Annotated in this window: 13 protein-coding genes and 1 pseudogene; 5 read left to right on the top strand and 9 right to left on the bottom strand. The window is 59.6% G+C overall.

The genetic code is table 11. The features are described 5' to 3' along the window. Positions 1-16 precede the first annotated feature (16 nt). Positions 17-213 (bottom strand): annotated as a pseudogene (locus FBZ99_RS19725) (FAD-dependent oxidoreductase); the annotation flags it as partial. Positions 214-361: 148 nt separating this feature from the next. Here FBZ99_RS19725 and FBZ99_RS19720 point away from each other — a divergent pair. Further along, positions 362-2,314: a putative bifunctional diguanylate cyclase/phosphodiesterase gene (locus FBZ99_RS19720; RefSeq protein WP_186450321.1), complete on the top strand. Its 1,953-nt coding sequence runs from the start codon at positions 362-364 to the stop codon at positions 2,312-2,314. Between the two features lie 70 nt (positions 2,315-2,384). Here the strand turns inward: FBZ99_RS19720 and FBZ99_RS19715 are convergent, their stop codons facing one another. Genes FBZ99_RS19715 through FBZ99_RS33175 form a run of 5 tightly spaced genes read right to left on the bottom strand, consistent with a single transcriptional unit; the run spans position 2,385 to position 6,991 of the window. Beyond that, on the bottom strand, positions 2,385-3,581 hold the full coding sequence (locus tag FBZ99_RS19715; protein ID WP_145634424.1) for an ABC transporter permease: 1,197 nt from the start codon (positions 3,579-3,581) through the stop codon (positions 2,385-2,387). A 4-nt stretch (positions 3,582-3,585) separates the two neighbouring features. After that, positions 3,586-4,728 (bottom strand): ABC transporter permease, encoded by a 1,143-nt coding sequence (locus FBZ99_RS19710; RefSeq protein ID WP_145634422.1) that lies wholly within the window; start codon positions 4,726-4,728, stop codon positions 3,586-3,588. Continuing rightward, positions 4,725-5,435 (bottom strand): ABC transporter ATP-binding protein, encoded by a 711-nt coding sequence (locus FBZ99_RS19705; RefSeq protein WP_145634420.1) that lies wholly within the window; start codon positions 5,433-5,435, stop codon positions 4,725-4,727. Before FBZ99_RS19705 ends, FBZ99_RS19710 begins: the two co-directional genes overlap by 4 nt. Continuing rightward, positions 5,432-6,562 (bottom strand): efflux RND transporter periplasmic adaptor subunit, encoded by a 1,131-nt coding sequence (locus tag FBZ99_RS19700; RefSeq protein ID WP_145634418.1) that lies wholly within the window; start codon positions 6,560-6,562, stop codon positions 5,432-5,434. The genes FBZ99_RS19705 and FBZ99_RS19700 overlap by 4 nt, the downstream gene beginning before the upstream one ends. A gap of 36 nt (positions 6,563-6,598) precedes the next feature. Further along, positions 6,599-6,991, bottom strand: coding sequence for a hypothetical protein (locus FBZ99_RS33175; protein ID WP_183810312.1), 393 nt, complete (start codon positions 6,989-6,991; stop codon positions 6,599-6,601). Here FBZ99_RS33175 and FBZ99_RS19695 point away from each other — a divergent pair. Next, on the top strand, positions 6,882-7,778 hold the full coding sequence (locus FBZ99_RS19695; RefSeq protein ID WP_145634415.1) for a LysR family transcriptional regulator: 897 nt from the start codon (positions 6,882-6,884) through the stop codon (positions 7,776-7,778). The two genes, FBZ99_RS33175 and FBZ99_RS19695, sit on opposite strands and share 110 nt — an antisense overlap. Positions 7,779-7,781: 3 nt before the next feature. Here the strand turns inward: FBZ99_RS19695 and FBZ99_RS19690 are convergent, their stop codons facing one another. Next, positions 7,782-9,278: an aldehyde dehydrogenase family protein gene (locus FBZ99_RS19690; protein ID WP_145634413.1), complete on the bottom strand. Its 1,497-nt coding sequence runs from the start codon at positions 9,276-9,278 to the stop codon at positions 7,782-7,784. Positions 9,279-9,425: 147 nt separating this feature from the next. On the opposite strand from FBZ99_RS19690, the gene FBZ99_RS19685 reads away from it, so the two are divergent. Next, positions 9,426-10,172 carry a glucose 1-dehydrogenase gene (locus FBZ99_RS19685; protein ID WP_145634411.1) on the top strand — a complete coding sequence of 249 codons (747 nt, stop codon included), beginning with the start codon at positions 9,426-9,428 and terminating at the stop codon, positions 10,170-10,172. A 350-nt stretch (positions 10,173-10,522) separates the two neighbouring features. Continuing rightward, on the top strand, positions 10,523-11,761 hold the full coding sequence (serA, locus tag FBZ99_RS19680; RefSeq protein WP_145634409.1) for a phosphoglycerate dehydrogenase: 1,239 nt from the start codon (positions 10,523-10,525) through the stop codon (positions 11,759-11,761). Positions 11,762-11,945: 184 nt separating this feature from the next. Here the strand turns inward: serA and FBZ99_RS19675 are convergent, their stop codons facing one another. Continuing rightward, complete coding sequence (locus FBZ99_RS19675; RefSeq protein ID WP_145634407.1) at positions 11,946-13,433, bottom strand: GMC oxidoreductase; 1,488 nt, start codon at positions 13,431-13,433, stop codon at positions 11,946-11,948. A gap of 121 nt (positions 13,434-13,554) precedes the next feature. On the opposite strand from FBZ99_RS19675, the gene FBZ99_RS19670 reads away from it, so the two are divergent. Then, on the top strand, positions 13,555-14,442 hold the full coding sequence (locus tag FBZ99_RS19670; RefSeq protein WP_145634404.1) for a sugar phosphate isomerase/epimerase family protein: 888 nt from the start codon (positions 13,555-13,557) through the stop codon (positions 14,440-14,442). Between the two features lie 24 nt (positions 14,443-14,466). Here the strand turns inward: FBZ99_RS19670 and FBZ99_RS19665 are convergent, their stop codons facing one another. Further along, positions 14,467-15,315, bottom strand: coding sequence for a sugar phosphate isomerase/epimerase family protein (locus tag FBZ99_RS19665; protein WP_233788504.1), 849 nt, complete (start codon positions 15,313-15,315; stop codon positions 14,467-14,469). Positions 15,316-15,615 lie beyond the last annotated feature (300 nt).

The raw sequence follows: 15,615 nt of genomic DNA, 5'->3' as shown, positions 1-15,615 counted from the left end.
CATCTGCTCTCGTGCTTTAGCTGGCCAGCATTGCGTTGAGCGTCTGGGCCGTGTGGGACGCCAGGGTCAATCCGATGGACCCATGCCCATGCCCGACGGCAAGAATGACGTCCCTGCCGCCCCTGGAAGGCCCGATGACCGGCACGGAATGGGCATTGAAGGCCGAAACCCAGGTCAGGAACGACTTGGCGTCCCGGGCGCGGGAAAGAATCTCCCTCTGCAAGAATAGACCTTCTTCCGATCAGGACAACGAGCTTACATCCGAAGGTTGAGGCAATTGTTTGTTGATTAACCGTTTGCATTTCAAATAATGTAACACCATCCATGTCATGAATAGCGGCGTTACTCTATGAGCGGCGCTATGGAAATACTAAAAGCCAAACAGAAATTTCAGCATTTCATGTCCATTCGGTCCGATAATCCGGACTTGTTGAAAGCTCAGTACCGTGCTTTCACACGGCAGATGCCGATGATGTATTTAATTCTGATTTCGAGTACATGGGCGCTTTCCATTACCCATATGCAATCGGCACCGACTTGGCTCACCATTGGCATCCCTGCTTTCTTCACGCTCGGCTGCATGCTCAGGATCAAATTCTGGTGGAGGACACGCAATGTCGATCCTCAGCCCGCAGTGGCTTATGCAGCGCTCGTCAGCACCAATCGCCTGGCTATCGGGATCGCTACTGCATTCACTGTTTGGTCATTTTTGTTGGTGCCCTATGGCGATGCATATGCCCAGTCTCATGTCGCCTTCTATATGGCGATTACAGTCATTTCCTGCATTTTCTGCCTGATGTATGTTCGCTCGGCGGCATTCATAGTTACCGTGATCGTCAATGGAGCATTCGTTTTATTTTTCGCGGCCTCAAGGCAACCGACTTTTATTGCGATAGCTATCAATGTGGCACTTGTGTGCGCGGGCATGATGTCGATTCTCCTGACAAACTACCGCAATTTCGAGCGCATGATTATCTCGCAGCAACGCACGGAAGCGCTTAGCAATGAGAACCTCTTGCTTGCCAATGTCGACAGCCTGACGGAATTACCCAATCGTCGCGCGTTCTTTACGCATCTGGAAGCTGAGTTCGAACGGGCCAAGACCGAAAACACGCGGCTGGCTCTTGGCGTCATCGATCTCGATGGCTTCAAGCCGGTCAACGACCTTTACGGACACTCGGTCGGGGACAGGCTGCTGATCGACGTCAGCAGGCGCCTTACCACCAGCTTGAAAGCCAGCCGGGCGTTTCGATTGGGTGGCGACGAATTTGCAATCGTCGCCCCGGTCGCGCCTGAAGATGCTCAGCTTGTGAAAAACGCGAATGCGATTTCCGAATGGCTCGGAGCGCCTTATCACCTGCCGGAAGGAACGGTGCACGTATCCGCGTCGATGGGAATAGCGGTCTTCCCGAACCTCGCTTCTACTCTGGAGCAGCTTTTCGACAGGGCTGATTATGCCCTTTACCATGCCAAGAGAAGCCGTCGCGGAGGCGCGGTTTTATTTGACGCCGAGCACGAAAAGCAGATCAATATAGAAGCGCGCATCGAGCACCTGCTCAGGCAAGCCAATTTGGAAGATGAGCTCTCGGTCATGTTTCAACCGATCGTGAGCTTGGCGAATGATCAGACGGTGGGCTTCGAGGCCCTGGCCCGCTGGCACAGCCCGGTTCTTGGACATGTCTCGCCCGCGCAATTCTTCCCAATCGCCGAACGGGCCGGTATCGTCAGTTCACTGACACGGCCGCTGCTCAAAAGGGCACTTGCCTTCGCATGCGAGTGGGAAGAGCCTTTGCGCCTGTCGTTCAACCTGTCGGCCTACGACCTCAATTCCAACGAAGGGGTGCTGTCGTTGATCGGAATCATCGAAAGCAGCGGCTTTGACGCGAAGCGTCTCGACCTTGAAATTACCGAAACGGCCTTTACGCACGATTTCGAGCAAATCAAATCGTCGGTGGAAATGCTGCGGCATCTCGGTTGCGGCATTTCACTCGACGACTTCGGCACCGGTTATTCCAGCTTGACGCGGCTGCATGCCCTTCCTTTGACCAAGATCAAGATCGACCGCAGCTTCGTCACGGATTTGCACAAAAGGCCCGCCAGCTATAAAATCGTGAAATCACTTCTCAATCTCAGCCGGGACATGGAGCTGGAATGCGTGGTTGAAGGCGTCGAGACACCCGAAGAACTTGTGGCTCTTCGGGGGTTGGGGGGCACGCTGGTGCAAGGCTACCTCTATTCGCGGCCACTGAACGAAAAAGACGCTGCCGAATGGTGCTGCGCCGCCGCACGGCAAACAGGCTCGTCAACCAGCTGAACCACAAACATCTTCGATATGTGCCGCAGATGGCATGCTCCTGAACGGAAGCGAGCGGGCGACCCTCACATCAGCTCGACCGCAGGGCGGCGGTCAAGGGAAGTCGGCTGGCGACGGTGGCCGGCAAGGCGCCGCCCAGAACGCCGATCGCAAGTCCGAGCAGACCCGCCGTCGCCATGACATCGCCGGTTGCGGAGAGCTGGAACGCCATTCGCGTTCCGTTCGTCCCAACCGTGCTTGCCTGCCAGCCATTGAAGGCCAGCCAGGATGCGAGCAGTCCAAACGCCACGCCAAGGGCGGCAAGCACGATTGCCTCCACCCATGTGCCGAGAAACGCGGATATCCGGCTGAAGCCGAGTGCCCGAACCGTTGCGATCTCGACGGTACGGTCCGACACGGAGTTCATCATTGTGTTGAGGGCACCGGCGGTCGCACCGATGGCCATCAACAGAGCGAGCGGCCAGCCGAATAGGCGGATGAGACTGGCCGTGCGGGCTGATTGCGCCGAATAGAGGTCAGCTTCAATAACGTCGTGCAACGGCGATGTCTTTATTGTGTCGAGCTTGGCCTGCAGCCGGGACACAGAGGTGGGATCGGACAGGCGCAAGCGCAGGCTCTGGACCTGCCCCTGCCGGTCGAAGGCCGACCGTACCGCGTCGAGGTCGCCCCAGATTTCGGACTCGAAGGCGCTGCCGCGCGCCGAGAACAGGCCGACCACCGTCCAGTCGACCGTGCCGAGCCGCAAGGTGCCGCCGATCGATATTCCGACCTGTCGCGCGAGACGGTCCCCGACGACGATCTCGCGCGAGCCTGGCGTGAACAGGCGACCGGACGGCAGGGCGATATAGTCGCGGATGGAGGGACCGGACTGATCCATGCCACGAAGAGCCAAGGTCAGACCCTCTTCCGACCCGTTCGATTTGGCGTCGACGGCAACGACGATTTCACGCGAGAAAATCGGCATGCCGTTGGTGTCTCGCGTCACGCCGATATCCTCGGTCATTGCGCTTAGGGTGCGAATGACGGATGCCGGGACATCGGAGCCGGCCTCCTGGTTCGTACCGCCACCCAGAACGACGGCGAGGGAGTTTGAGCCGGCACTTTGCAGGGCCGTCTCGAAACCCCTTGCCATGGCCAGGAAGCCCGCGAGAACGCAGACGACGAGCGCCACGGAAAAAACCATGGAGACGGAAATGGAGATGCGTCGCGGCAGGCTGAACAGGTTTGCCCTGATCATGACAAATGCTTGTTTGGCATTGGAGGACATGAATCTACCTCGTTCTAAATGCGGAGATTATCGGGATCCTGAGCGCGTTCAGAGCCGGAAGGGCGCCTGTCGCAAGCGCTAACAGGGTGACCATCGCAAGAGCTCTTGCAAGAATTGCCTTGGAAAAGACGAGGCCGATCGCAGGTCCCGTGATGACCGTTGCAAGCAGTGCAAGCATGAGGCCGATGGTGCCGCCAACCAAGAATATGAACAATGTTTCGCCAAGGATCAGCGCCATGATCCATGAGCCGGAAAAGCCCAGGGTTTTCAAAACGCCGATCTCGAAGGTGCGCTCGCGAACGGCAAAGACCATGGTGTTGCCGACGATCATCAGCAGGGCGACGAATGCCGCGCCGACCACCATGTTCACGATCAGGCCGATATCGGCATATTGGCGAAGGAAAGCCTCGAGGAACTGCTTTTCCGATCTAGTCTGTGTCGGCGCCGCCGAATTGGCGAACAGCTGATCTATCTTCGAGGCAAGTTCCCTTGTCTGAACATCAGGCTGAGGCCTAATGATGAAGGCGTCAACCGTGTCCTTGTTGCGGGCTCTGAGCGCATTGACATAGTCGTATTGGGCGATGACGAAATAGGTGTCGGTGGAGGCGTTCTCGCCGTTGAAGATGCCGGCGATTTCAAAGGACCAGTCACGGCTGCCATCTTGTTTTGCCATATCGAAGCTGGTGACGGTGATCTTCTGGCCGACGGTCCAGCCTTGCGCCTCGGCGAGCGCCTGGCCGACGAGGACGGTGCTGCGGTCCCTGCTGAGTGCGCTGATCAGAGAAGGCGTCAGCCCGAGCTCCTTGCCGTTCGAACTGTAAAGTCGCGCGGGATCGGCGGCACTCACGGCGATGATGTTCTTTTCGACCGTCGTAAAGCCGCGCAGGCGCGACATATAGCCGACGGCGGCCACACCTGGTTCGGCGGCGATCCGGTTCAGGTAGGACATCGGCAGCGGCTGGGCGCGGCCAGCCGCGCTCATGACCCCGAGGATGTCCTCGCTGGCCGCCGACGAGCCCTGGCTACCGTCGATGAAGCTCGTCGTCAGACCATAGATGAGAAAGGCCGTGGCGACGCTGACCATCAGCAATATCGTGCGCAGCGGCTTTCGCCACGCGCTTTTTCGCACAAGATCGAGGAACGTCATGCATCCGCCCTCCGCTCTTCGACGAACTGGCCCTTGTCGAGATGAAGCGTTCGGCCGGCATAGCTTGCGGCCCGCGGGTCGTGGGTCACCATGATGATTGTCTTGCCGAGCTCGCGGTTCAGAAAACGCAGCATTTCCAGCACCTCGTCCGCCGATCGGCGGTCGAGGTCGCCCGTGGGCTCGTCGCAGAGCAGCAGCGCCGGGTCCGCGACGATCGCCCGCGCGATACCGACGCGCTGCTGCTGACCGCCCGACATCAGCTTCGGATACTGCGCCTGGCGACCCGAAAGTCCGACCAGATCCAGAACCTTGTCGACGCGGACCCGCCGCTCCCGCGGCGAGAGCGGCTTCAAGAGAAGCGGCAGTTCGATATTCTCGGCCGCGTTCAGCATCGGCAGGAGATTATAGAACTGGAAGACGATCCCCATGTTGTGGGCGCGCCAGGAGGAGCGGGCCGCCTCGCCCATCTGATCAAGATTGCTGACCCCGATACGCAGGCGGCCCTGATCCGGCTTGTCTATGCCCGACAGCATGTTGAGCAGCGTCGATTTCCCGGATCCGGAAGGCCCCATGATCGCGACGAACTCGCCGCGAGCGATCCGCAGGTCGAGATTGGAAAAGATCGGGACAATCTCGGTCCCTATTCTGTATCCCTTCTTGACATTGTTGAGTACGATATAGGGCTCGTTGCTTGTGGAGGCGGTCATCGAGGAATATCTCCTGGCTGTTGTGCTGGAATGGTCGAAATACGAATACGGGCGGCCATGTTGGGCATGGTGCCGTCAGGTGGATCGAGGAGCGCCAGGCGCAGCCTGATCGTGCCCTTTTCCGCCGAAGCGACTGGCCAAAGCTGCAGGATCTCGGTCGCGAAGGGCTTATCCGGAAAGCCGTCGAGGACGGCTTCGCCGCGAAGGCCCGGACGAAGCTCGCCGATATTGGTTTCGGCGACATCGGCGTCAATCACCAGGCTGTTGGTATCGGTGATCGTCAGCAGGCTTTCATTTTCCTTGATACTGTCCACTCGGGCCAGCACCCGACCGCCGACGTGGGCGTCGAGCCGTGTCACCGTGCCCGAGATCGGAGCTCTGACGGTCAACGCATCAACATGTTCCTGCGCGATCTTCACGTCGAGTTGGGCTCTGGCATAGCTTTGGCGTGCCTGATCAACCGCGTTCAATGCCGTATCTCTGGCTGTCTGTGCTTCCTCGACGGTCTGGATCGAGACAGCACTCTTCGCAGAGAGCACCGTATTGCGTTGCAGCGAGCTGTCGGCCTGCTTGAGGGCGAGGATCTTTCCGTCGAGGACAAGCTTGGCGGCATCGCTGTCGGCCTTGGCTTGCTCGAGTGAGAAGCCGGCGCTGACGTCATCGATCCTGACGATAACCTGCCCGGCTTCAACGCGATCGCCGATACTAACGCCAATCGATGCGATCTCTCCCTCATATTTGGAAAAGACCGTCACGATACGCGGGGCGACGACGAAGCCGGACCCGGTAATCTCCGGCGCGGATGCCGATCTCAGTGAATTGGCGGAAGGGATGGGCGAACCGCTACCGGAGGCCGCCTGAATGGATGGAACAGTTGATTTGTCACCAGTTTGCGCCATGCCCAGGGCCTCGATCTCCGGCTGCGGCTGAAGGGAGGTTTTGAGGCGAGGCGCGATATCCGGCCAGAAGAAGGCGACCGCGCTGACGCCAAGGGCGAGCATGGTACTCGTGAGGACAAACCGCCGGCTCTTCTTGACCGGCGACCCGACTGATTGGAACGAAGGCTCAAGCGACAATGACCTGAGCGTTTCAGCGAGTTTGCGATTTTGTTCGGTGTTCGTGTTCATGCCGCCAACATGAACGAGACGCCCGAAAACTCGACCTCAAACGCGTTCTGGCCCGTACTCGATCGCGATCTGGTACCTCTTGCGCCCTGCTGCCTCCAGACGGTCTTCTTCGCAACTCCAGTATTGGATGCACCCGAAGAGAAAATCATGCTTGCGGCGTTCGTTGATCCCTCCCGATCCAAGCTGCCCGGTGGGTCGCTTGCGCCGTGCATCACAGGCGGCTTTTTTCCATGGTCGATCTTGTAACAATCGCATGAATATGCTCACGCTCGGAGGTGGTCGATCGGTATCGATCGGCGCGAGTGAGACCATAACAGCCATGCCAAATATCAATCTTAAATTGCTGCAAACCTTTCTTCTTGCAGCGGAATCCGGAAGTTTCCGCAAGGCCGCGGAAGAAAGCAATCGGTCACCTTCGGCGGTGAGCATGCAGATCAAGGATCTTGAGGAGCAGATCGGCATCAGCCTGTTCACACGCACGCCGCAGCGGGTCAATCTCACCAACGAGGGCCAGGCGCTGTTCGAGGAAGTTGGGCGTGCCATGGCCGACGTTCAGGCCAGTCTCGACAGGCTGGCGGAATTGGCCGCCCGCCGCAAAGGGAAAGTCCAGATCGCCTGCGCCCCGACGCTTGCCACCAGCCGGCTCGGCGACATCCTGTCGACCTTCAAGCTGCGCTATCCGCGTAGCATGGTCGAGGTGCAGGAAACGCCGCCGCAGGCGGCACTCGTCATGCTGCAGCAGCAGGAGGTGGAGTTCTATATCGGCCCGGAGGTGCCCAACCTCAACGACTTCCACTTCGAATCGATCATCGACGATCCGCTCGTCGCCTGCATTCCCGAAGAGCTATACAGCGGTGAAAAAACGATCCGACTGGAGACCATCGCCCAATTCCCGCTGATCATGCTCAATCGCAAGACCGCCGTTCGCGGGCTCGTCGATCGCCTGACGCGCGAGGAAGGCGTCGAGCTTGATGTTCAATACGAGGTCGAGAGCGCACAAACCGCGCTAGCGCTCGCCGCGTCGGGGCTCGGCGTTTCGATCGTGCCTGGTATCGCGTTGGGGCAGAATGTCGACAGCCGCGTCCGCGTCGTAGCGCTCGACAATCCCAACGCCCGGCGGGCTGTCGGCATTATCACGACCCGTGGCTATGTGCAGCAGCGCTATGCCGAGCAACTCATCGCCCTTATCCGCACCAATCTGCGCGGCGAAGGCTGAACGCTAGTCCGTCTGTATCCAAACAGCCTTGGTTTCGAGATACTCGTGAAGGTGCTCGATACCACCCTCGCGCCCGTAGCCTGACATCTTCATGCCCCCGAATGGTACGGCCGGGTCGAGCGCATGATACATGTTCACCCAGACCGAGCCCGCCTTGATGCGGCGCACCAGCTTGTGCGCCAGTCCGAGATTTTGGGTGAAGATGCCCGCCGCCAGCCCGTAGGGCGATGCATTGGCGCGCTCGACCGCTTCCTCGATCGTATCGAATGGCATGGCTGAAATGACCGGCCCGAAGATCTCCTCGCGGGCGATCCGCATCTCGTCCTTCACGCCGCCGAATACGGTCGGCGCGATGAAGTTTCCCTTGTCGTAGAGAGCTCCGGAAAGGCGCGTGCCGCCCGCGACCAAAGCGGCACCTTCACTCTGCCCAGATGCGATGAAACTCTCGACGACCCGCGCCTGGCGAGCCGAAATCAACGGCCCGATGTCGGTATCGGCTTCGATCCCGTGGCCGATCCGAAGCGACCGGGCAAAATCGGCGACCTTGGCGACGAATTCCTCGTGGATCTCACGCGCGACGAACAAGCGCGAACCGGCGATGCAAATCTGCCCCGAATGCGCAAAGACCGCCATGGCGGCGACGGGCACGGCTCGGTCTATGTCAGCATCGCGGCAGACAATCACCGGCGACTTGCCGCCGAGCTCCAGCGAAACACGTTTCAAGTTGCCGACCGCGGCGCGCGCGATCGATTGTCCGGTGGCGGTGGACCCGGTGAAGACGATTTTGTTAACGTCGGGATGCTCGGCCAGCCGGGCGCCCGCGACCGATCCCTTGCCGGTGACGATATTGACCACGCCGTCCGGCACGCCGGCCTCTTGCATGAGTTTGGCGATCAGCAGCGGCGTGAGCGGCGCATCCTCCGAGGGTTTCAGAACCACGGTGCAGCCTGTTGCCAGCGCCGGGGCGATCTTCCAGATCGATGCTGCGGTGGGCGCATTCCATGGAATGATCGCACCGACGACCCCGATCGGCTCCCGGCGGGTGAAGGTCACGATCTCGCCGGGTATGGAATTGTCGATCACCTCACCGTGAAGGGCTGTCGCCATGCCGGCGTAAAACCGCAGCATGCCGATGACCCGACGCTTGTTGGCAAGCGTGCGCGTGATCGGCATGCCCATGTTCAGTGTATCGGAAACCGAAAGGCGCTCCCAATTCTCCTCAAACAGGTCGGCGATTTTCAGGAGCAGCGTCTGGCGCTCATAGGGCGAGAACTTCGACCACGGCCCTTCCAGAGCCTGACGCGCCGCGGCGACGGCGCGGTCGACATCGGCGGGAGCAGCCAACGGAACCGTTGCAAGGACTGCGCCGGTCGCCGGATTATAGGTCTCGCTGACTTCGCCGGATTGGGCCGCAACCCATTGGCCGCCGATGAACATTGGCCGGAAGCCACCATCGTAAAGCTCAGCCGCCATTTGCTTGGCGTCGAAAGTCAATGTCATGGCGCGGCCTCCCAGCTTCATTCTGTTGTCGATATTCACTATCAGACGGTCACAATACAAATAAAGAAAGCTAAAAAGGCGTTCAGATAATCGGACTGTGAAATCGCTTCGAGTTATCCGATGCTGTAGGAAATGGAGGAGCTTGACATGCGTCTTACGGGAAAAGTGGCGATCGTTACCGGTGGCGGATCGGGTTTCGGCGAAGGAATCGTCCGGAAATTCGTCGAGGAAGGCGCGCGGGTCGTGCTGGTCGATCGCGACCTCGCCGCAGCGGAGCGGGTGGCAACGCAGCACGAAGGATCGGTCGCACCGCTTGCCGGCGATGTCGCCACGCTCGACAGCCTCGCTGCCGCGCGAGATCTCGCGCTGGCGCGGTTCGGCGGCCTGCACATCCTCGTCAACAATGCCGGTATCGGACAGCCTCCAATGCCGATGGAGGATATGGATGAAGGCCTGTTCGAGCGCATCTTCAATGTCAACATCCGCTCGATCTACAATGGTGCGCGGGCGGTGCTGCCGCATTTCAAGGCCGAGCGGCACGGCGCCATTTTGAACATCGCCTCGACCGGCGGCGTCTCCCCTCGCCCCAATCTCACCTGGTACAATGCCTCGAAAGGATGGGGCATAGCCGCCACCCGCGCCATGGCCGTGGAGCTTGCTCCCTTCGGGATCCGCGTCAACGCGATCAATCCCGTCGCGGGCGATACGCCATTGCTCTCGACCTTCATCGGCTCCGACAGCGACGAAAGCCGGGCGCGGATCGTCGCCACCATTCCGATGGGGCGGCTTTCGACACCCGCGGACATGGGCAACGCCGCTACTTTCCTCTGCTCGGACGAAGCGAGCATGATCACCGGCGTCGATCTCAATGTCGATGGCGGCAAGTGCATCTGAAGAGGCAGCGATGAAGGATATGTAAGAGATAGCCGTCGTTCATGGCGACGGCATCGGTCCGGAGGTCTGCGCAGTCGTGGTCGATGTCGGCACGGTAGCAAGGCTCGATTTTACTTTAGCCCGGTTCAAATACACTCCGACGTTGAAAAGATCGGGGCCGAATGGCGCTAGGAATGGTCGCTGGGATGAATGAATATGGGCTCGTCGCCATGGTGACTTGCTAGAACAAAACTCCTCTCTGCAGAGCGAATTGAGTTTGCTCTTGCGCTGTCCCTTGGATGGTCTAAGTCATGTGGTCGTGGCGGCGAGCGACGTCGGCCTAATCGAATTTGACGATCGAAGGTAATTCAATGACCGGACAACTTTCTCTTCCCCGTGACCGGATTTCAGTCCTTCTCCTGGAAGGGATCAGCCAGAGTGCGGTGGACTATTTTGCCTCATCCGGTTACGTCAATCTCACCCATTTGCCGAAGGCCCTCGATGACAAGGATCTCAAAAGCCACATCTCAGAAGCACACATCATCGGCATCCGGTCGCGCACGCAGCTGACAGAAGAGATTTTCGGCTCCGCCAAGAAGCTCATGGCGGTCGGTTGTTTTTCAGTGGGAACGAATCAGGTCGATCTGGATGCGGCTCGTCGGCGCGGGATACCGGTGTTCAACGCTCCCTATTCGAATACGCGCTCGGTCGCCGAACTCGTCATCGGGGAAATCATCATGCTGACCAGACGGATTTTCCCGCGTTCGGCCTCGGCTCATGCAGGCGGATGGGACAAATCCGCCGAAGGCAGTCGCGAGATGCGTGGAAAAACGCTCGGTATCGTCGGCTACGGCAATATCGGCTCGCAGCTGAGCGTCCTTGCCGAGAGCATGGGTATGAACGTTCGCTATTTCGATCCGTCGGACAAGCTTCGCCACGGCAATTCGGAATCCATGGCTTCGCTTGGCGAGTTGCTCGAAATCGCGGATTTCGTGACGATGCATGTTCCCGAAACCAGCTCGACCCAGAACATGATCACCGAGGCCGAGCTGCGCAGGATGAAGAAGGGTGCCTTCTTCATCAACAACTCCCGCGGCACCGTGGTCGATCTTGATGCGCTTGCGAAGGTCTTGAAAGAGGGACACCTCGCCGGCGCGGCCGTCGACGTGTTCCCCAAGGAGCCGGCATCGAACAAGGAACGCTTCGAAACGCCGCTGCAAGGTTTGGACAATGTGATTCTCACTCCGCATATCGGCGGATCGACCGAAGAAGCCCAGGAGCGTATCGGAAGGGAAGTTTCCAGGAAGCTTGTTGAATATTCCGATGTCGGCTCGACGCTCGGCGCGGTCAACTTCCCCCAGGTTCAGTTGCCTCCGCGTCCAAACGGCACGCGTTTCATCCATGTCCACGAAAATCGCCCGGGGATCCTAAACAGCTTGAATACGATCTTTTCATCGCGCGGGTTGAATATCGTCGGCGAGTTCCTGCAGACACACGGCGAAACGGGTTACGTGGTTATCGAGGTCGAAGGCGTTGGCCAAACGGCGAATGAGATACTCGACACGCTTCGCCAGATCCCGGGAACGATACGAGCGCGATTGGTCTACTGACCGATCTGCTGTTGACGACGGTGGCCCCTTTCGGTGACGATAAGGGTGCACACCCCTTCACTATCATCGATCCATAGCGTTGAACGCGACCTGACATCGTCCAGCAGACCTACCACTTTCAGCAAGGCTTGCGGGCCGAGATCGGACCTCGAGTTTTCCCTCAATAATTCAGCGGGTCTCTCAATCAGGCGATACGGCGGGCGGCAGCGATCCGGGTGGCGCCGATACTGGCAAGAGCGACGCTGAACAGGGTCGGGTTTGTGGCGGTCTTCGTGGGAATGACCCCATTGCCGGCAACATAGAGGTTGTCGAAGCCCCAGACCTTGGAATTCCTGTCGCAAACGCTGGTGCCATCGTCGCGCTCGCCCATACGGATCGTGCCCTGATAATGCAGCGACGAGCCGACCGGCTGCACGAAGGTGGCAAAACCGGGCGCCGGGCGACCGATAATGGCGGAAATTCGCTGGGCATGGCCCTTGGCCTCTTCGAGGCGCGCCTTGTCGCCCTCCGACTGACGCCAATGGATGGAAATAGCCGGCAGCCCGAGCCAGTCACGGCGATCGTCATCGAAGGTGACACGGTTGTCGGCGCTGATATCGGAGGGCACGAAAACGCCCATGCCAATCGGCTGGCCGCTCATGTCGCTGGCATGCGGCATCGAGTGCAGGCTCGCCGGGGCGATGGTGACCGAATAGGGGAAATCCTTGGTAGCCGGAATCCAGCTCATCGCGGTCATGGGCACATCGGTTTGCATCTCGGTGATCTGCGAGATGATATAATGGTCGTTGATGTAGCGACCGAGCGCTTCAGGGCGGATGCCAGAGGCGTAGAGCAGCTGAGGAGAATGCAGCGAGTCGCATGCAACGACGACCGTGCCGGCCTTGACAATGAAGGTTTCCTCCGAGCCGGCGCGGGCAAGTTCAACCCCCGTGACATGACCATTTTCATGGATCACGCGGCGGCAGGCGGTTTCAGAGAGAATATGAAAGCTCTCCTCCGGCTCGTCGACAAGGTTGCCGAGAACGACGTCAGTGCCATGATAGCGCAGGCCGTCAGGACCTGGCGTTGCCGCGAGTGGCATTGGCTGGACGAAGCGATCGGGTGAGCGACCGGGATTGAAGACCTCGCCCAGGCGCTCGCGCATGGCGATTGCCGCGGCATCGCCGGCGCGTGGGTCCTTGTTGGTACCCAGCAATCGCGCCGACACGGCCAGGGCCTCATGCATCTCATCGGTGGGGATGAAGGGCACCAGTTCGATCTCGGATGGCACCGGTGTGCCGGTCGACCATTTGGTGCCCATGCCGCCGACATTGGCCGCCGAGAAGCCGGCGAAGAGGTTCTCATCCTGGGCATCAGCGTCATTGGCGATGAAAAGGCCCGAGCGGCGCAGCAACGAATGATCGAAGCCGCCAGCGCGGCGGGCCTCCCACTCTTCCTTGTTGATTGGCATGCGCGGGCTGCGGTCGCCGCCCTGGGCGCGCACCTCGCAGGCCGCGCGCTCGTCGAGATCGAGAATATTGTCGAGATGTGCGCCCTTTTGCGGCAAAATCTGCGGGCCGGCTTCCACCATCAGGATACGCGCTTCCGGCCAGTCGTTCCTGATGACCCGTGCATAGGCCGAGCCAGTCGGGCCACTTCCGATGATGACGACGTCGGCGGACTGACGAGACATTCCTGCTATTCCCCACTCTTAAATCAATTTGATTGCAAACAAAGATGTATCGTAGCCGAAGTCAACCGGGATTGTTAAGTTGCCGAACAAAGTTTTTGTGAAAAGCTCGAGGAGAGGCACGATGAAGGTAGGTCTGAGTTCATACAGTTTCCGTCCGTTGATGCAGAGCGGCGCCATGCAGATCGAGGATGTCTTTGCCTGGGTCGGCAAACATGGCGGCGATCATGTCGAACTGGCGACGCTTTCCGTGGCGCCCGAAGGGCAGGACCTGCGATATGAACTCGCCGATGACGGGGAGATGCTGGAGCGGCTAAAGGGCGCGTCCCAGAAAAACGGCGTCCCGCTTTCCGGTCTCTGCATGTCCGGCAATTTCATTGATGACGGCGAACGCGCGTTCCAGCTTGGCCGGCTGAAGCGTTATGTCGAGCTTTGCGACAAGCTCGGTGTCCGCTTCCTGCGCCACGATGTCGTGCCCTGGTCGCTCCGCGCAACGGAGCCCGGCCAGTTCGAAGCGGCATTTCCGGCGATCGCCGACGCCACCCATGAGCTTGCCGCGCATGCCGGGCGCTATGGCGTGACCACCAGCGTCGAGGATCACGGGTTCTTCATGAATTCCAGCGAGCGGATCAAGCGGCTTCTTCATGCCGTCAATCTGCCGAGCTTCAGGCTCACCGTCGATATCGGCAATTTCCTCTGCGTCGACGAGAATCCGCTCACGGGGACGCGTGCCTGCCTCTCTCATGCAAGTTTCATCCACCTCAAGGATTTCTATGTGCGCCAGTCAGCGCCTGGCGCGGACTGGCTGCGGACGGTCGGCGGCCAGGCAATCCGCGGCTCGGTCTTCGGCTATGGCGACCTGCCTGTCAGGTCCATCATCGAGGACATCGTCGCTTCGGGCTATGACGGCTTCGTCTCGCTGGAATATGAAGGCAACGAGCCGACGCAATTTGGCTGTGAAACCGGCCTGAAGAATGCGAAGGCAATGTTTGCGGCCGCCGCCGGCCGCTAACCATCTCCCGCTGCAATCCTGCCATCAGAGCGTGGCGATCCGATCGACGCGCTTCTTCAAATCGGCGAGGCGCTGTCGGTCGCCTCCCGGCACCTCGAGGGAGGCCCAGCCGGAATAGCCAATATCAGACAGGGCCTTGTTGACCGCGGCCCAATCGCAGTCGCCCTCGCCCAGTTCGACATCGAAGCCCTTCCATGGGCCTTCGCTGTTCATCTTTTCCAGGCTGTATTCCTTGATGTCGATTTTCAGGATGCGCTTGCCGAGCGCTTCGATCCAATTTGTCGGCCGGCCGTAGCGGAGTACATTGCCGACATCGAAATACCAGCCGAGCTTCGGATGGCGGAAGCGATCGATGAAATCCGCCGCCTCAAGGGGGCTTAGCAGAAAGTCGTTCCACACGTTTTCGAGCGCGATCGATACGCCGCTCTCTTCCGCGGCGGGCAGGATCCTGGCGATTTCCTCGCGAGCTCTCGCGTAAGCGGTCTTGTAACTGGTGCCCGCATTGACAATGCCGGGAACGAGCAGCACCGTCGTCGCGCCATAGAGCTTCGCATCATGCAGAGCCTTGATCATCGAATCGACACAAGCCTGGCGTGCCGATGGATCGGGATCCGTCAGCGGACGCTTCCAGTGTACGGCATTGACGAGGCCGGGGATAGCGAGCCCAGTCTTGTCGCGGGCATTCAGAACTTCGCCGAGCGGCAGATCATTGGGCGCATCGAGTTCCACCCCGTCATAGCCGAGATCCCGCAGGAGCTGGAACTTCTCCAGGATGGAGAGCGAAGGCTCCTCGACCATGCCCCATTTCAGGCTGATCTTCGCCAACGGGCGAGCGGAAACGGGCGAAAAGGAATTAGCAGCGGATTCGGTCATTGATGGGTCTTCGCGTGGCATGGTCGGATAGCGGCGGCACTATGTCAGCCAATTCAGGGCCGATCAATCGATCATTGGCAGCCAGGACGCGATGCCCGCCATGCTGCCGTCCGGAAGGCTTTCGGCTTCCATCAGACCAAAGTCCAATCCACGACAGGACCTAGGCCCGAAGATGCAATCTTTGGTCCTAATGCCATGGATTGCCCGGGCCTTTGCGCCAGTTGTTTCCGGCGATGGAAGCGGTCGGATACCCGGCCGCTGTCGTAATGCATGCGGAGAAGGTCGATGAATATCAACGGC

Source organism: Rhizobium sp. ERR 1071 (assembly GCF_007828675.1).
GTDB classification, from domain to species: Bacteria; Pseudomonadota; Alphaproteobacteria; order Rhizobiales; family Rhizobiaceae; genus Rhizobium; species Rhizobium dioscoreae.
Note: the sequence above shows the minus strand (reverse complement) of the source record. Positions and strands in the feature narration are given on the sequence as shown.